The sequence below is a fragment of the Mesorhizobium ciceri WSM4083 genome (assembly GCF_000519305.1).
Lineage (GTDB): Bacteria > Pseudomonadota > Alphaproteobacteria > Rhizobiales > Rhizobiaceae > Mesorhizobium > Mesorhizobium ciceri_B.
The window spans coordinates 1,341,328-1,357,547 of sequence record NZ_KI912610.1 but is presented as its reverse complement, the minus strand read 5'-3'; the positions used below and the strand labels follow the sequence as shown (position 1 = coordinate 1,357,547).

The window sequence follows — 16,220 nt, the reverse complement described above, 5'->3', positions numbered from 1 at the left end:
GCAAGAATGCCTCGTATGCCTCGCCTCCGGCGCTGGCTGCGGGGCATTGTCATTTTTGGGGATCTGTTTGAAACGGCGCATTGAGATCGGCATCCTCTATTCCCGCTCGGGGAGCTATCAGCTCGTCTCCGATGCGTGCCGCACCGGCGCCATGCGCGCCATCGCCGACATCAACGCCGATCGCAGCTCAGGCATCGAGCTGGTGCCGGTCGAGCGCGATCCACAAAGCAATGCGGACCGCTACGCAACGCTGTGCGAAGACATCTTCAAGACCAGCAGCGCACGCCATGTCGTCGGCTGCGTCACCTCCTGGAGCCGTAAGGAAACCATTCCGGTGCTCGAGAAGGCGGGCGGCATGCTCTGGTACGCCTGCCCCTATGAGGGCTTCGAGGCCAACGAGCACGTCGTCTACATGCACGCCTGCCCCAACCAGCATCTGGTGCCGCTGATGGCGCATGTCGTGCCGCGATTCGGCGCCAACGGCTTCCTGCTCGGCTCGAACTACATCTGGGGCTGGGAGATGAACCGCGTCGCGCGCGACCTGATCGCGGATGCCGGCGGCAAGGTGCTGGGCGAACGCTATCTGCGCATCGGCGAGACCGACGTGTCGCGCCTGATCGCGGAGATCCGCGCGACGCGGCCGAACTTCATCCTCAACAATCTGATCGGCACCTCGTCCTACGCCTTCCTGGCAGCCTATCGCGACCTGGGCGACGAGGATGCCGCCTTCAGCCCGGAAGTCTGTCCCGTCATCTCCTGCAACCTCACTGAAGGCGAGCTGCCGGCGATCGGCGAATCCGGGAAAGGGCATTTGTCGGTTGGGCCGTATTTCGCGCCGCGCCCGGCCGCCTTCGCCTCGTCCTTCGAGGCCTCCGCCTATGCCTCCGTGCAGGTGATGGCCGACGTGCTCTCGCGCGATCCTGACGCCGGCCAGGCGGAATTCTCAAAAACCTTCGCCGAACGGCGCTTCTCGACCCGGCTCGGGCCGATCGCCATCGACGCCCACTCGCAGCACGCGACATTGCCGGTGATCATCGGGCGCATTGCGGACGGCTTCTTCGAGGTCGTCAGCCGCGAAGACGAAGTTGCGCCGGATCCGTATCTGTCGCGCTACGACCCGGCAAAAACATTCGGCCGCCCGCGCCTGAGGGTGGTGTCGTGACGAGAGCCCCACGCATCCCCAATCTCGGCGGCGCCAGGGCCTTCATCCTGCATCGCCCGCATCCGACGGTGCAGGCGATCACCAGGCAATTGTCGGCCATCGGCCTGATCACGCTGGACTGCTGGCCGGAATTGCCGCCCGAGGCGTTGGCCGCTGATTTCGTCTTCTTCGACGCCGATCTCGGCTTTGACGAGCAATTCCCGTGGAAACCGGGCGAAGCGCCGATGCCGCTGGTGGCGCTGATCGGCTCCGAGGCGCCTGGCCGCATCGAATGGGCGTTGTCGCACAAGGCCGACGCGCAACTGCTGAAGCCGGTCGGCAATGCCGGCGTCTACAGCGCGCTGCTGATCGCGCGCCAGAGTTTTGAGGCACGCAAACACTTAGCCGGCGAAATCGCCTCGCTTCGCCAGCGCGTCGCCGAGCGCCAGACCATCGTACGCGCGGTGACGGCCCTTTCGAAAGGCACCGATGACGGCCGCGCCTATGCGCAGCTGCGCTCGCTGGCGATGAGCTGGCAGATCAGTGTCGAGGACGCGGCGCGCCGGATCGTGGCAATGACGGAAGAAGCAACGGGGGAAGAAGGCGGCGATGACCAGTCCCATCGCGCCTGATCTCCCGGCGGCCGGGCGCATGCCGGTCAAGCCGCGCGCCGGCGTCTGGCGCCGGCTGGTCAAGCGTCGTCTGGCGCTGCTCGGGCTGGTCATTGTCGCCATTGTCGTTGCCGGCGCCGTGCTGGCGCCATGGCTGACCGGCTACGATCCCAATGAGCAGATGTTCGACGGCCTGACCATCGAGGGCTCGCCCTTGCCGCCGGATGCAAAATTCTGGCTGGGCACCGACCTGCTTGGCCGCGACTTGTTGACCCGCATCCTCTACGGCGCCCGCACCTCGCTGATCATCGGCATCGTCGCCAATGGCGTGGCGCTGTTCATCGGCACGCTGGTCGGCGTTGTCGCCGGCTATTTCCGCGGCTGGATCGGCAGTGCGCTGATGCGCTTCACCGATTTGATGATGGCGTTTCCGGCACTGCTGCTCGCCATTTGCCTGGCGGCGGTGTTCGAGCCCAGCCTGTGGATCGTCGCCATGGTCATCGCGCTGGTCAACTGGGTGCAGACCGCGCGCGTCATCTACACCGAGACCTCATCGCTGGCGGAGCGTGAGTTCATCGATGCCGAACGCACCATCGGGGCGAGTGCACCGCGCATCCTGTTTCGCCACATCCTGCCACATCTCTTGCCGACCATCATCGTCTGGGGCACGCTCGGCATCTCGACCACCGTTCTGCTTGAGGCGACGCTCTCCTTCCTCGGTATTGGCGTGCAGCCGCCGACGGCGTCCTGGGGCAACATCATCTTCGAGAACCAGACTTATTTCCAGGCCGCACCCTGGCTGGTGTTCTTCCCCGGTGCGGCGATCCTGGCGCTGGCGCTGGCCTTCAACCTGATCGGCGACGCGCTGCGCGACATCCTCGATCCGACGCAAAGGGGCCGGGCATGATCGCCTATCTCGGCCGCCGCCTGATCCAGTCGCTGCTGATCCTGCTCGGCGTCTCGCTGATCACCTTCGCGCTGCTCTATCTCTTGCCGGCCGACCCGGTGCGTCAGATCGCCGGCCGCAGCGCCACGCCGCAGACGGTCGAGAACATCCGCCAGCAGCTCGGCCTCGACCAGCCCTTCATCGTCCAGTACTGGCGTTATCTCACGAAGCTCATCAGCGGCGATCTCGGCCGCTCCTACATCCAGCGCTCCGAGGTCACCGAGCTGATCGTCTCGCGGCTGCCGGCAAGCCTGTTGCTGATGGTCGGCGCCATCCTGTGCGAGCTGTTGCTCGGCCTCAGCATGGGCCTGATCGCCGCCGTCAGGCGCGGCACCGCCACCGACCAGACGCTGATGGTCGCCTCCTTCGTCGGCGTCTCGGCGCCGCAATTCGTCGTCGGCCTGTTGCTGCTCTACGTCTTCGCCGTGCGGCTGAGCTGGTTTCCGATCGGCGGCTACGGCACCTGGCGCCATCTCGTGCTGCCGTCGCTGACCATGGGCATACTCGGCGCCGGCTGGTACGCCCGCATGATGCGCTCGTCGATGATCGACGTTCTGCGCCAGGATTATGTCCGCACCGCCCGCGCCAAGGGCCTGGCGCGGCGAGCCATCCTGTTCCGCCATGCACTGCCCAACGCCATCCTGCCGGTCATCGCCATGATCGGCATCGACATCGGCATCTTCATGGGTGGCATTGTCGTCGTCGAAAGCGTGTTCGGCTGGCCCGGCATCGGCCAGCTGGCCTGGCAGGCCATCCAGCGCGTCGACATTCCGATCATCATGGGCGTCACGCTGGTCTCGGCCTTCGCCATCGTGCTCGGCAATCTGCTGGCCGACGTCATCGCGCCCTTCATCGACCCTCGCATCAAGCTCAGATGAAATGAAATGAAAACCAAACAGAGAAAGGGAACATAAAAATGAAAAAGTTTCTCGCTTCCACGGTAGCGGCATCGGCGCTGGCGCTGATGCTCGGCATGACAAGTGTTCGCGCTGAAGACGCCATCGATCCGAACGCCAAGCAGGGCGGCGCCATCACCATCACCTACAAGGACGACGTCGCTACGCTCGATCCGGCGATCGGCTACGACTGGCAGAACTGGTCGATGATCAAGAGCCTGTTCGACGGGCTGATGGACTACGAACCGGGCACCACCAACTTGAAGCCCGACCTCGCCGAAAGCTACGAAATTTCGCCCGACGGCAAGACCTTTACCTTCAAGCTGCGCCATGGCGTGAAATTCCACAATGGCCGCGAGATGACGGCTGACGATGTAAAATATTCGCTCGACCGCGTCACCAATCCGAAGACCCAGAGCCCCGGCGCCGGCTTTTTCGGCTCGATCAAGGGCTATGACGATGTCGCCGCCGGCAAGGCCGAGAGCCTCTCCGGCGTCACCGTCGTCGACCCCTACACGGTCAAGTTCGAGCTGACCCGCCCCGACGCCACCTTCCTGCATGTCATGGCCATCAACTTCGCCCATGTCGTGCCGAAGGAGGAGGTCGAGAAATACGGCGCCGATTTCGGCAAGCATCCGGTCGGCACCGGCGCCTTCAAGCTCGCCGAGTGGACACTCGGCCAGCGCATCGTCTTCGAGCGCAATGCGGACTATTGGCACAAGGGCCTGCCACATCTGGACAAGATCACCTTCGAGATCGGCCAGGAGCCGATCGTTGCGCTGCTGCGCCTGCAGAAGGGTGAGATCGACGTGCCCGGCGACGGCATTCCGCCGGCAAAATTCCAGGAGGTAATGGCCGATCCCGAGCAGAAGGCGCGCGTCGTCGAAGGCGGCCAGCTGCACACCGGCTATGTCACCATGAACACCACCATGGCGCCGTTCGACAATGTGAAGGTGCGCCAGGCGGTCAACATGGCGATCAACAAGGCGCGCGTGATCCAGATCATCAACGGCCGCGCCGTGCCGGCCAATCAGCCGCTGCCGCCGTCGATGCCGGGCTACGACAAGGAATACAAGGGCTACCCTTATGACGTCGCCAAGGCCAAGGCGCTGCTTGCCGAGGCCGGCCATCCCGATGGTTTCGACACGCAACTGTTCGCCATGAACACCGACCCCAACCCGCGCATCGCCCAGGCGATCCAGCAGGATCTGGCGGCGATTGGCATCAAGGCCAGCATCCAGTCGCTGGCTCAGGCAAACGTCATTGCCGCCGGCGGCGACAAGGCCGGCGCGCCGATGATCTGGTCCGGCGGCATGGCCTGGATCGCCGACTTCCCGGATCCGTCGAACTTCTACGGCCCGATCCTCGGCTGCGCCGGCGCGGTGCCGGGCGGCTGGAATTGGTCATGGTATTGCAACAAGGATCTCGACGCCAAGGCGGCCGAGGCCGACTCGGTGGTCGATCCAGCCAAGGCCGGCGAGCGCGACAAGATGTGGAGCGCCATCTACGACAAGGTGATGGAAGACGCGCCCTGGGCGCCGGTCTTCAACGAGCAGCGCTTCACCATGAAATCGGCGCGCATGGGCGGCGCCGACAACCTCTATGTCGACCCGGTCCATATCCCGATCAACTATGACAATGTGTACGTAAAAGATGTGCAATAACTGCGACTACACCATCCACGGGCGCCAACATCATTTCGGCTGGGACAATTCGTTTGCCCCGGCCGAGCGGGTGGCGCCCGGCTCGACCATCGAGTTCCAGTGCCTCGATTCCTCCGGCGGCCAGTTGCAGGCCGACAGCACGGTCGCCGACGTCGCCAGGCTCGACTTCGCCACCGTCAATCCGGTGACCGGGCCGATCTTCGTCGAGGGCGCCGAGCCAGGTGACGCGCTGAAGGTGACGATCGAGATGTTCAAACCGTCCGGCTTCGGCTGGACGGCCAACATTCCCGGTTTCGGGCTGCTCGCCGACGACTTCAAGGAGCCGGCGCTAAACATCTGGAAATACGACGCTGCCTCGCTGGAGCCGGCGCTGTTCGGCAAAAATGCGCGTGTGCCGCTGAAACCCTTCGCCGGCACCATCGGCAACGCGCTGGCGGAAAAGGGCCACCACTCCGTGGTCCCGCCGAGGCGCGTTGGCGGCAATCTCGACATCCGCGATCTAGCGGCCGGCACCACGCTGTACCTGCCGGTGGAAGTGGCGGGCGCGCTGTTTTCGGTCGGCGACACCCATGCCGCGCAAGGCGACGGCGAGGTCTGCGGCACGGCGATCGAAAGTCCGATGGACGTCGTGCTCAAGCTCGACCTGGTCAAGGATGCCAGGCTCAAGACGCCGCGCTTCACCACGCCAGGCCCGGTGACGCGCCATCTCGACGCCAAGGGCTATGAGGTGACGACCGGCATCGGTCCGGACCTGATGACCGGCGCCAGGGAAGCGGTTGCGCAGATGGTCGACCTGCTTGCCGGCCGTTACAAGATCGATCCGGTCGAAGCCTATATGCTGGCCTCTGTGTGCGGTGATCTCAGGATCAGCGAGATCGTCGACATGCCAAACTGGGTGGTGTCGTTCTACTTCCCGCGCTGCGTGTTTGAATGAGGTTGGGTCAGCGCCGCACCCCCCTCTGTCCTGCCGGACATCTCCCCCTCAAGGGGGGAGATTGGCAGCTTCGCCGTTCCGCTTTTCTCGAAACGTTGGTGAGTGGCGAAAGCCAGAGTGAAATCCAATCTCCCCCCTTGAGGGGGAGATGTCCGGCAGGACAGAGGGGGGCGTGCCGGAACAAACCCCTCAGAACTCTGCTTTTGCGATGACCTCAACTCCCAAACCCATCCTCGACATCGCCAACCTCTGCGTCAGCGTGCGCGGCGAGGATGGCGAGCGCGAGGTCGTCTCCGACCTGTCGCTGACTTTGGCGCGTGGCGAGACGCTCTGCATCGCCGGTGAATCCGGCTCCGGCAAATCGATGACGGCGCTGGCGATCATGCAATTGTTGCCGCAGCCCGCGGCGCGAATATCGTCGGGCTCGATCCGTCTCGGCGATACCGAGCTCACAACGCTCGACGAGCGCCGGATGCGCCGCATTCGCGGCAACCGCATAGCCATGATCTTCCAGGAGCCGATGACCTCGCTCAACCCGGTGCTGTCGATCGGCCGGCAACTGACCGAATCCATCGAAGCGCATACCAGCCTGTCGCAGGGCGAAGCCCGCCAACGCGCCATCGAGGCACTGAAGGCGGTGCGCATTTCGGAAGCCGAAAGCCGGCTGAAGCAGTTTCCGCACGAACTGTCCGGCGGCATGCGCCAGCGGGTGATGATCGCCATGGCGCTGGCGCTCGAGCCGGACGTGCTGATCGCCGACGAGCCGACGACGGCACTCGACGTCACCGTGCAAGGCGAGGTGCTGGAGCTGCTGCGCGACCTGCAGCGACAGCATGGCACCAGCGTCATCCTGATCACCCACGACATGGGCGTGGTCGCCGAAATGGCCGACCGCGTCATCATCATGCGGCATGGCCGCATGATCGAAGAGGGAAGAACCGCTGACATTTTTGCCAGGCCGCAAGCCGACTACACGCGCGAACTGCTGGCCGCCGTGCCGCGCATCGGCAGCGGTGTCGGCCGCCAGAAATCCAGGGATGCCGAGGCGGTGGCGCCGGCCAATGTCGCGGAGGTCAAGGACCTGCATGTCCGCTTCGACCTGCATGGTGGTTTCTTCGGCCGGGTCACCCGCCGCGTTCACGCCGTCGAAGGCGTCAGCTTTTCGATCGCGCCCAACGAGACGCTGGCGCTGGTCGGCGAGTCCGGTTGCGGCAAGTCGACCACCGCCAAGGCATTGGCCGGGCTGGTCCCGTACAGCGGCGACATCGCCATTGGCGGACGTAATCTGTCCGGCCTCGGCCGCGACGAGCGCAAGGCGGTGCGCCGCGACGTGCAGATGATTTTCCAGGATCCCTATGCCTCGTTGGACCCACGCATGCGCGTCGGCGAACTCGTCGCCGAGCCGCTGCTGATCCATGGCATCGCCTCGAAGCAAGAGCGCAGCGACCGTGTGGCCGTGCTGTTCGAGCGCGTCGGCCTGTCGGCCGATCAGATGGAGCTCTATCCGCATGAATTCTCCGGCGGCCAGCGCCAGCGCGTCTGTATTGCACGCGCTCTTGCGCTGCGGCCGAAGCTGATCATCGCCGACGAAAGCGTCTCGGCGCTCGACGTCTCGGTGCAGGCGCGCGTGCTCGATCTGTTGAAGGAATTGCAGCGCGAATTCGGCGTCGCCTATCTCTTCATCTCGCATGACATGGCTGTGGTCGAGAACATCTCCGACCGCGTCGCCGTCATGTATCTCGGCCAGATCGTCGAGATGGGCACGCGCGACCAGGTCTTTTCCAACCCGCGCCACCCCTACACCAGACGCCTCATCGAAGCAGTTCCGATGCCCGATCCAGCCAAGCGACGAAGCCGCTTCGCCCGCCTCGACCAGGAGATCCCGAGCGCCACCCGCAGGATCGGCGAGGCGCCGTTGAAACTGGCGCTGAGGGATGTCGGCAACGGCCACCTCGTCGCCGCCGAGGGCTGAGCCGGCACTGCCGCCGGCGGTTCACGTGTTTGTGTCTCTATCTCGCGCTCAAGGCTCGCGTTCCGCCGCCAAACCGTATCGCTTCGAGCACGAAATCCCTTACGGCCTCTTGCCCTCTGTCCCTATCTTCCTCATGTTCAATACCATTGCGATGATCGATCGTAGGAGGGTCGGTCGGATTCATCGCTATGGGAGGAAGTCAACCATGAAGGTAAGCCTTTTCGTTTCCGCGGCACTTCTCGCCGCATCCGCGATCCCCGCCTCGGCCGCCGAAATTTCCGACGGCAAGGTCAAGATAGGCATTCTCAACGACCAATCGGGCGTCTACGCCGATTTCGGCGGCAAGTGGTCGGTCGAGGCGGCCAAGATGGCGGTCGAGGATTTCGGCGGCAAGGTGCAGGGAGCGCCGATAGAAATCATCAGCGCCGATCACCAGAACAAGCCCGATATCGCCTCCAACATCGCGCGGCAGTGGTACGACACCGAACAGGTCGATGCCATCATGGAACTGACCACCTCTTCGGTGGCGCTCGCCGTCCAGGGGATCTCCAAGGAAAAGAAGAAGATCGACATCGTCACCGGCGCGGCAACCACGGAGCTGACCGGCAAACAATGCTCGCCCTATGGCTTCCACTGGGCCTATGACACACATTCGCAAGCGGTTGGGACCGGCGGCTCTCTCGTGCAGCAGGGCGGCGACAGCTGGTTCTTCGTCACCGTCGACTATGCATTCGGCTATTCGCTGAAGGATCAGACCACCAAGTTCGTCGAGAGCCATGGCGGCAAGGTGCTGGGCGAGGTGCGTTATCCCCTGGGATCGACCGATTATTCGTCCTTCCTGCTGCAGGCGCAATCGTCGGGCGCCAAGGTCATCGGCCTGGCCAATGCCGGCCTCGATACCTCCAACTCGATCAAGCAGGCGGCTGAATTCGGCATCGTGCAGGGCGGTCAGCGTCTTGCCGCACTCCTGTTCACGCTGGCCGAGGTGCATGGGCTTGGCCTTCAAGCGGCGCAGGGCGTTGTGCTGACCGAAGGCTATTATTGGGATCGCGACGACAAGAGCCGCGAATTCGGGCAGCGCTTTTTCAAGCGCACCAACCGCATGCCGAACATGATCCAGGCCTCGACCTATTCGGCGGTGACGCAGTACCTGAAAGCGATCGACAAGGCCGGCACGGACGAGACCGAAGCGGTCGCCAAGCAACTGCATTCGATGCCCGTGGACGACGCCGCGATAACCAACGGCAAAGTGCAGGCGGACGGCAACATGGTCCACGACATGTACCTCTATCAGGTCAAGTCGCCAGCCGAGAGCACCAAGGAGTGGGACTACTACAAATATCTCGCCACCATTCCCGGCAACGAGGCCTTCCTGAGCGAAAAGGAAAGCGGCTGTCCGACGGCCGGTCAGTGATCGGCGCGGCCGATGGCGCCGACTGACCTGAGCGCGAACGAGCCGCTTGTGGTGCTTTCCGCCCGCGGGTTGCGGCGTGACTTTGCCGGCTTTGTCGCCGTCAAAAACGTCGATCTCGATGTCCGCCATGGCAACATCCACGCCCTGATCGGACCCAACGGCGCCGGCAAGACGACCGTCTTCAACCTGCTCACCAAGTTCCTGGCGCCGACCAGCGGCAGGATCGAGCTGCTTGGCCACGACATCACCCGCACGTCACCGGCCAAGGTCGCGCGGATGGGCCTGGTGCGCTCGTTCCAGATATCGGCGATTTTTCCGCACCTCAGCGTGCTCGACAATGTGCGCGTCGCCCTGCAGCGGCCGGGTGGTCTTGCCGTCCAATTCTGGCGTTCCCTGGCGGCGCTCGACCGGCTGACGCCGCGCGCCGAGGAATTGCTGCGCTCGGTCGGTCTCGACGACGCCAGGAACAGGCTCGCCGGCGACCTTTCCTATGGCAGGAAACGTGTGCTCGAGATCGCCACGACCCTGGCGCTCGATCCGAAAGTGCTGCTGCTGGACGAGCCGATGGCCGGCATGGGGCATGAGGACGTGGCCACGGTTTCCGACCTTATCCGTTCGGTGGCCAGGGATCGCGCCGTGCTGATGGTCGAGCACAATCTGACTGTCGTGGCCGACCTTTGCGACTGGATAACAGTCATGCAGCGCGGCGAGGTGCTGGCCGCCGGCGACTACGCCACCGTCAGCCGCGACGAGCGCGTCAAGATCGCCTATATGGGCACCGCCGATGACTAGTGCCGCACCTCTGCTTGCCGTCAGCGGCCTCAACGCCTGGTATGGCGAGGGCCATGCGCTGCACGGCGTCGATCTGGAGGTGTTTGCCGGCGAGACGGTCACGCTGCTCGGCCGCAACGGCGTCGGCAAGACGACGACGCTGCGCGCCATCATGGGGCTGATCCGCAAGCGGACCGGCCGGATCGCCTTCGACGGCAAGGATCTGATGCGGCTGCCGCTGCACCGCACCGCCCATCAAGGCATCGGCTTCGTGCCGGAGGAGCGCGGCATCTTCGCGACGCTGACCGTCGACGAGAACCTGGTGCTGCCGCCGGTCGTTGCCGAGGGCGGCATGAGCGTCGAGGAGATATTCGATCTGTTCCCCAATCTGAAGGAGCGGCGCAACAGTCCCGGCACGAGGCTGTCGGGCGGCGAACAGCAGATGCTGGCGATCGCACGCATGCTGCGAACAGGCGTCAAAATGCTGCTTCTCGATGAGCCGACGGAGGGTCTCGCTCCCGTCATCGTGCAGCGCATCGGCGCGTTGCTGGCGACGTTGAAAAAGCGCGGCATGACGATCCTGCTGGTCGAGCAAAACTTTCGCTTCGCCAGCCGTGTCGCCGACCGTTTCTATCTGATGGAGCACGGCAAGGTGGTGGCGGGGTTTCCGGTCGGCGAACTGCCGGACCGCATGACGCAGCTCCACGAAGTCCTGGGTGTATGATGGCGCCATGACGATGATCTTCGGCATCCCCGTGCAGGCATTCCTCGGCCAGTTGCTGGTCGGCCTGATCAACGGCTCTTTCTACGCCATGCTGAGCCTCGGGCTAGCCGTCATATTCGGCTTGCTGCGCGTCATCAATTTCGCCCATGGCGCCCAGTATATGCTTGGTGCCTTCGTCGGTTATCTGCTTCTCACCTATCTCGGCATCGGCTACTGGCCCGCCTTGATCCTTGCGCCGCTGATCGTCGGTGTGTTCGGCATCGTGGTCGAGCGCCTGGCGCTGTCGAGACTGTACGATCTCGATCCGCTCTACGGCCTGCTCTTCACCTTCGGCCTCGCGCTCGTGCTCGAAGGCATCTTCCGCTACTATTACGGCGTCTCGGGAAACCCCTACGCCGTGCCGCCGCTGCTTTCGGGAGGCACCAATCTCGGCTTCATGTTCCTGCCCAACTATCGCGGCTGGGTCGTCGTCGCCTCGCTGATCGTCTGCTTCGGAATCTGGGCGCTGATCGAGAAGACCAGGCTCGGTTCCTACCTGCGCGCGGCAACCGAGAATCCCCGCCTCGTCCAGGCTTTCGGCGTCAACGTGCCGTTGCTGCTGACCCTGACCTACGGTCTGGGCTCCGCGCTGGCCGGGCTTGCCGGAATTCTGGCGGCGCCGATCTATCAGGTGAGCCCGCTTATGGGGTCGGATCTCATCATCGTCGTCTTCGCCGTCGTCGTGGTCGGCGGCATGGGATCGATCCTCGGCGCGATCGTCACCGGCTACATGCTCGGCCTTGCCGAAGGCCTGACCAAGGTCTTCTACCCCGAGGCCTCCAACCTCGTGGTCTTCGTCATCATGGCCATCGTGCTTCTGGTCCGGCCGGCCGGTCTGTTCGGAAGGGACGCCTGACATGTCGGAAGGGACATCTGACATGCCAGAACTGACGCTTCGCGAGACATCGGCCAAAACCTCGGCACGGCTCGAATGGACGCTGGTCGGACTCGGCATCCTGGCGCTGCTGGTGGCGCCTTTCCTGGTCTATCCGATCTTCCTGATGAAGATGCTGTGCTTCGCGCTGTTTGCCTGTGCGTTCAATCTCCTGCTTGGCTACACCGGGCTGCTGTCGTTCGGCCACGCCACCTTTTTCGGCGGCGCCGCCTACTTCACCGCGCATGCCGTCAAGGTCTGGGGCTGGCCGCCGGAAGCCGGCATTCTACTCGGCATGGCGGGTGCGGCCTTGCTCGGCCTTGTCATGGGTTTTTTCGCCATTCGCCGGCAAGGCATCTATTTCGCCATGATCACGTTGGCGCTGTCGCAGATGTTCTTCTTCTTCTGCGTGCAGTCGCCCTTCACGCAAGGCGAGGACGGCATTCAGGGCGTGCCGCGCGGCATGCTGCTCGGCGTCCTCGACCTGAACGTCTCGCTGAACATGTATTACTTCGTGCTGGCGGTGTTCCTGATCGGCGTCTTCGCCATCTGGCGCATCGTCAATTCGCCGTTCGGCATGATCCTGCGCTCGATCCGCGAGAACGAGAACCGCGCCATTTCGCTGGGCTATTCCGTCGCCAACTATAAGCTGGGCGCTTTCGTCATGTCGGCGGCGCTGGCCGGGCTGGCCGGATCGCTCAAGGCGATCGTTTTCCAGTTCGCCACGCTCACCGACGTCACCTGGCAGATGTCGGGCGAGGTGATCCTGATGACGCTTCTGGGCGGCATCGGCACCATGGTCGGGCCGATCATCGGCGCAAGCCTGGTCATCGGCCTGGAAAACACGCTTGCCACCTCCGGCTTTCCGGTGACCATCGCCACCGGTCTGATCTTCATGGTGTGCGTGCTCGTCTTCCGGCGCGGCATCGTCGGTGAATTTTACGCGCGGTTTTTCAAGCGGGCCGGAAAGGACTGATCAGTTCAAGCTAGCGGCTGAATAGCTGACCGCTCGATTGCCCGGCTGCGTTTAGCTGTGCCATTTAAGGAGCTCGGAATCCGGAGGCCGCACGCTAATGTTGGACAACTACACGGTGGACGGGTTTGGCGTGATCCACCAGGTCGACTCCAAACCGATCAAGTATGACAAGCAGTACATTTCCTATTACGAGGACCTGAGTGACCGGACCATCAAGCTCGGATATCAGCGACTCGGCTGGGTGCTGGGAATCACCGGCGAGATTCCTCGTTCCGTGCTGGAGATCGGATATGGCACCGGCACATTCATCGAAGCCGCGAAAATAACCGGGGTCGCCGACTGCGCCGGCTGCGACATAACCAGGTTTCCGCTGCCCAAGGGCGTGCGCTTCGTCGATTGGGATGAGGCGCTCTCCAGCTCGTGGGATCTCGTCGCCATGTTCGACGTGCTTGAGCATATCCCGGATCTGGGTTTCCTCACCCGGCTTAAGACACGCTACCTTGCCGTCGCCGTCCCCTATTGCCGCTGGCGCGAACTCGGCGCAGACGGCGACGCCTGGTTCCGGACATGGCGTATGCGTCTTCCCGACGAGCACCTCCACCACTTCGACCGTGACTCGCTGGTGGCATTCCTCGCACACAGCGGCTTCGAATGCGTGACGCTGAACTGCTTCGAGGATGGGATTAGACTGCGGCCCGGTGAAGCGGGTCCGAATATTCTGTCCGGATTCTTCAGAAAACTATAGACCTCGATCGAATGAGTGCGACTGCTGGAGAGGCCTGGGGCAATCGCGCTGTCGGAACGGGTGAGCACTGCTGTGGGCAAATCGTGATGCGCGCATTCTTTCGATTGGTTGTGGTTATGACCGTGCTGTCCGGCGTGACCGGTTGCACCAGTGTTTCCTATTACGCGCAGTCCGTGCAGGGTCATCTGCGGATCATGACGGCGCGCCAGGATGTCGGAAAACTGATCGAGGATCCTTCGACGCCGAAGGCATTGCGCGCCCGAATGGCATCGGCGAGCGCCATAAGACAGTTTGCAACGGATGAACTGGCGCTGCCCGACAACAACAGCTATCGCAGCTATGTCGATATCGGTCGGGACTCAGTGACATGGGCCGTCTTCGCCGCGCCGGCATTTTCGCTGACGCCGCGGACATGGTGTTTTCCCGTTTTCGGCTGCGTGCCCTACCGCGGGTATTTCTCCAGGAAGTCCGCGACTGAAACCGCTGCCGAACTTCAAGGGCAGGGCATGGACGTCTATGTGACGGGCATCACCGCATATTCCACGCTTGGCTGGTCAAGCGACCCGCTGCTCAGCACGATGTTCGGCCAGGATGAAACCTATCTCGCAGCGCTGGTGTTCCATGAACTGGCCCACCAGCGCGTCTACGTGCACGACGATTCCGCATTCAACGAGGCATTCGCTGTCGCCGTCGAAACGACCGGCGTAAAAAAATGGCTGCGCGCGACTGGCGATACCGCCGCATTGCGCCGTTACGAAGCCGCCCGGAAGCGAAAAGCTGAATTTCTTGCGCTGGTGTCGCGGACCCGGGACGAGTTGGCGCAAGTCTATTCCAGCGCCGGCACCTCGGAGCAAAAACTGGCCGCGAAGACGGCCGCGATTGAACGGCTGCGGATGCGCTACCGACACATGCGCGACAGGCGCTGGGGCCGATACCGGGGATACGATGCCTGGTTCGCGTCCCCGATCAACAATGCAAAGCTCGCCGCGACCTCCGTCTACAGCGACCGGGTGGCCGCGTTTCTCCGGCTGTTCGACTTGTGTTCGGGTGACTATGTCAGGTTCTATGCATCGGTCCGGCGGATTGGCGCGCTGGACCAAGCTCACCGCGCCGAAGCACTTGCGGTGGCAGATCGCTGTTATTGAGTCAGCCCGGGAGGCGTCCACGAAACAACGTGCAGCCGTCCGTCAGGCGCGACCTGGAGATATCCCGGAATCCAGCCTCGGTCATCCACGCACGATATTGACCTTCCGCGTACGATTCGCCGTGGCGATAGAGATTCAGGAAAGTGAGATTGAGGAAGACACCCTCGGACGGGCCGAGGCGGTCGTCGTCGACGACACCCCACCCCGCAATTGCGATCTCGCCTCCGGGGGTGAGGCAACGCGCCGCGTTCAGGATCGAATTGCGCGCCTGGTCCGGCGGAAGCACCTGGACGACGGCCTTCAGGATCGCCAGATCGTGCCGACCGACCGATGGCGCGACGGTTATGTCCCCCTCTTCGACAACCACGTCATCGGCACCGTATTCCGACAGGATAGCTGGCGCGACCGCTGCGACCGTTGGGAGTTCCATCAGCGTCGCCGCAATGTGCGTCCACCGCTCGCGAAGCCCGACCAGTATGGTCCCGGCACCCCCGCCGATGTCGATCACCGAACCGACCGCCGAGAGGTCCATCTCCTGGGCCAGGTGTCGGCCGAAAATCACCCCGCCCGGTGCGAGCATGCGGCTGAAGGCCGCCGCGGACTCAGGTCCCGCTTCGGAAAAATCGTGCAGCGCGGCCGGCCGGTTCTGTCGCAGCGAGTCCGCGGTCAAAAGGTCGGCTCCCCACAACTCGCGCATGAGCGCGTGGTCGCCGCCGCGATAGGTCGGCTTGGACGCATCGAGGAAGGCCGACGCTTCGGCTCCGTTGCGAAACTGACCGTCCTCGACTTCAAGGAGGCCGATGCTGGCGAGCGCGTAGAGGAGCCGCGACAGACGATCGGGCTCGACTTTGAGCGTGGCCCCGAGGCTGTCGGCAGTCACAGCACTTTCACCGAGCCGGGTGAAGATGCCAAGGTCCAGTCCGGCGCGAAGCGCCAAGGCGGGGGGCACCGCTGCGATCAGTCTGTCGATCCGATCAAAACCCACCACGTCCATCCCCCCTCCGCGATCCAGGGCCGACTTTGAAACAGCTCCGATGGATTAGAACCTGCAGTCCCGACGTCCGGATGGCGACGGACCGGCCGGGAACTCCCAACGGCGGGGTTGAGATCGCCCGCGCGCCGTTCTACTGGTCCGAAAACCTCACGCTCACACCGCGCTGCCGAAAATAAGCCTGCATCAACTTGCGGCCCGAGCGGTTGTTCTGCGCCAGCTTGGCCGGATCAAACACCGCCTGTTTGATCCCCTCTCGCGTCAGCGCCGCCTTAAGCGCCGCGATATGTGTGTCGATGTCGGCATTGTCCGCCCGGAGCGAGGCATAGATGCTCTCGGTCGCCTCGGCCACGGTCAGTTCGCTCATTGGTGTCGTC

16 protein-coding genes are annotated in these 16,220 nt (G+C 63.6%); 14 read left to right on the top strand and 2 right to left on the bottom strand.

What is annotated here, in order from left to right; genetic code table 11:
• Window positions 1-67: 67 nt before the first annotated feature.
• The 14 genes from MESCI2_RS0132590 to MESCI2_RS0132525 all read left to right on the top strand — a co-directional run bounded on the left by MESCI2_RS0132590 (window position 68) and on the right by MESCI2_RS0132525 (window position 14,852).
• Window positions 68-1,162 carry a transporter substrate-binding protein gene (locus MESCI2_RS0132590; protein ID WP_027040153.1) on the top strand — a complete coding sequence of 365 codons (1,095 nt, stop codon included), beginning with the start codon at window positions 68-70 and terminating at the stop codon, window positions 1,160-1,162.
• Window positions 1,159-1,773: an ANTAR domain-containing response regulator gene (locus MESCI2_RS0132585; protein WP_027040152.1), complete on the top strand. Its 615-nt coding sequence runs from the start codon at window positions 1,159-1,161 to the stop codon at window positions 1,771-1,773. Before MESCI2_RS0132590 ends, MESCI2_RS0132585 begins: the two co-directional genes overlap by 4 nt.
• Before the next feature lie 19 nt (window positions 1,774-1,792).
• Complete coding sequence (locus tag MESCI2_RS0132580; protein ID WP_197031628.1) at window positions 1,793-2,659, top strand: ABC transporter permease; 867 nt, start codon at window positions 1,793-1,795, stop codon at window positions 2,657-2,659.
• Window positions 2,656-3,576 (top strand): ABC transporter permease, encoded by a 921-nt coding sequence (locus tag MESCI2_RS0132575; RefSeq protein WP_027040150.1) that lies wholly within the window; start codon window positions 2,656-2,658, stop codon window positions 3,574-3,576. Before MESCI2_RS0132580 ends, MESCI2_RS0132575 begins: the two co-directional genes overlap by 4 nt.
• 38 nt (window positions 3,577-3,614) lie before the next feature.
• Entirely contained in the window at window positions 3,615-5,258 is a 1,644-nt protein-coding gene (locus MESCI2_RS0132570; RefSeq protein ID WP_027040149.1) for an ABC transporter substrate-binding protein, read from the top strand.
• A complete protein-coding gene (locus tag MESCI2_RS0132565; protein ID WP_027040148.1) occupies window positions 5,248-6,192 on the top strand; it encodes an acetamidase/formamidase family protein in 945 nt (314 codons plus the stop codon). Before MESCI2_RS0132570 ends, MESCI2_RS0132565 begins: the two co-directional genes overlap by 11 nt.
• Window positions 6,193-6,400: 208 nt before the next feature.
• Window positions 6,401-8,164 (top strand): ABC transporter ATP-binding protein, encoded by a 1,764-nt coding sequence (locus MESCI2_RS0132560; RefSeq protein ID WP_027040147.1) that lies wholly within the window; start codon window positions 6,401-6,403, stop codon window positions 8,162-8,164.
• Between the two features lie 205 nt (window positions 8,165-8,369).
• Window positions 8,370-9,578, top strand: a complete 1,209-nt coding sequence (locus MESCI2_RS0132555; protein WP_027040146.1) for an ABC transporter substrate-binding protein — start codon at window positions 8,370-8,372, stop codon at window positions 9,576-9,578.
• A 12-nt stretch (window positions 9,579-9,590) separates the two neighbouring features.
• A complete protein-coding gene (locus tag MESCI2_RS0132550; protein WP_027040145.1) occupies window positions 9,591-10,370 on the top strand; it encodes an ABC transporter ATP-binding protein in 780 nt (259 codons plus the stop codon).
• On the top strand, window positions 10,363-11,073 hold the full coding sequence (locus tag MESCI2_RS0132545; RefSeq protein WP_027040144.1) for an ABC transporter ATP-binding protein: 711 nt from the start codon (window positions 10,363-10,365) through the stop codon (window positions 11,071-11,073). The genes MESCI2_RS0132550 and MESCI2_RS0132545 overlap by 8 nt, the downstream gene beginning before the upstream one ends.
• Window positions 11,074-11,080: 7 nt before the next feature.
• On the top strand, window positions 11,081-11,968 hold the full coding sequence (locus MESCI2_RS0132540) for a branched-chain amino acid ABC transporter permease (protein WP_027040143.1): 888 nt from the start codon (window positions 11,081-11,083) through the stop codon (window positions 11,966-11,968).
• A gap of 22 nt (window positions 11,969-11,990) precedes the next feature.
• Window positions 11,991-12,962 carry a branched-chain amino acid ABC transporter permease gene (locus MESCI2_RS0132535; RefSeq protein WP_027040142.1) on the top strand — a complete coding sequence of 324 codons (972 nt, stop codon included), beginning with the start codon at window positions 11,991-11,993 and terminating at the stop codon, window positions 12,960-12,962.
• 97 nt (window positions 12,963-13,059) lie between these two features.
• Window positions 13,060-13,707, top strand: a complete 648-nt coding sequence (locus tag MESCI2_RS0132530; protein ID WP_027040141.1) for a class I SAM-dependent methyltransferase — start codon at window positions 13,060-13,062, stop codon at window positions 13,705-13,707.
• Between the two features lie 116 nt (window positions 13,708-13,823).
• The gene (locus tag MESCI2_RS0132525) at window positions 13,824-14,852 is read left to right on the top strand and encodes an aminopeptidase (RefSeq protein WP_245270504.1); all 1,029 of its coding nucleotides are present in this window, start codon (window positions 13,824-13,826) and stop codon (window positions 14,850-14,852) included.
• A 1-nt stretch (window position 14,853) separates the two neighbouring features.
• Here the strand turns inward: MESCI2_RS0132525 and MESCI2_RS0132520 are convergent, their stop codons facing one another.
• On the bottom strand, window positions 14,854-15,846 hold the full coding sequence (locus tag MESCI2_RS0132520) for an acetylserotonin O-methyltransferase (RefSeq protein WP_245270503.1): 993 nt from the start codon (window positions 15,844-15,846) through the stop codon (window positions 14,854-14,856).
• 130 nt (window positions 15,847-15,976) lie between these two features.
• The gene (locus MESCI2_RS0132515) at window positions 15,977-16,210 is read right to left on the bottom strand and encodes a hypothetical protein (protein WP_027040138.1); all 234 of its coding nucleotides are present in this window, start codon (window positions 16,208-16,210) and stop codon (window positions 15,977-15,979) included.
• Between the last annotated feature and the right edge of the window lie 10 nt (window positions 16,211-16,220).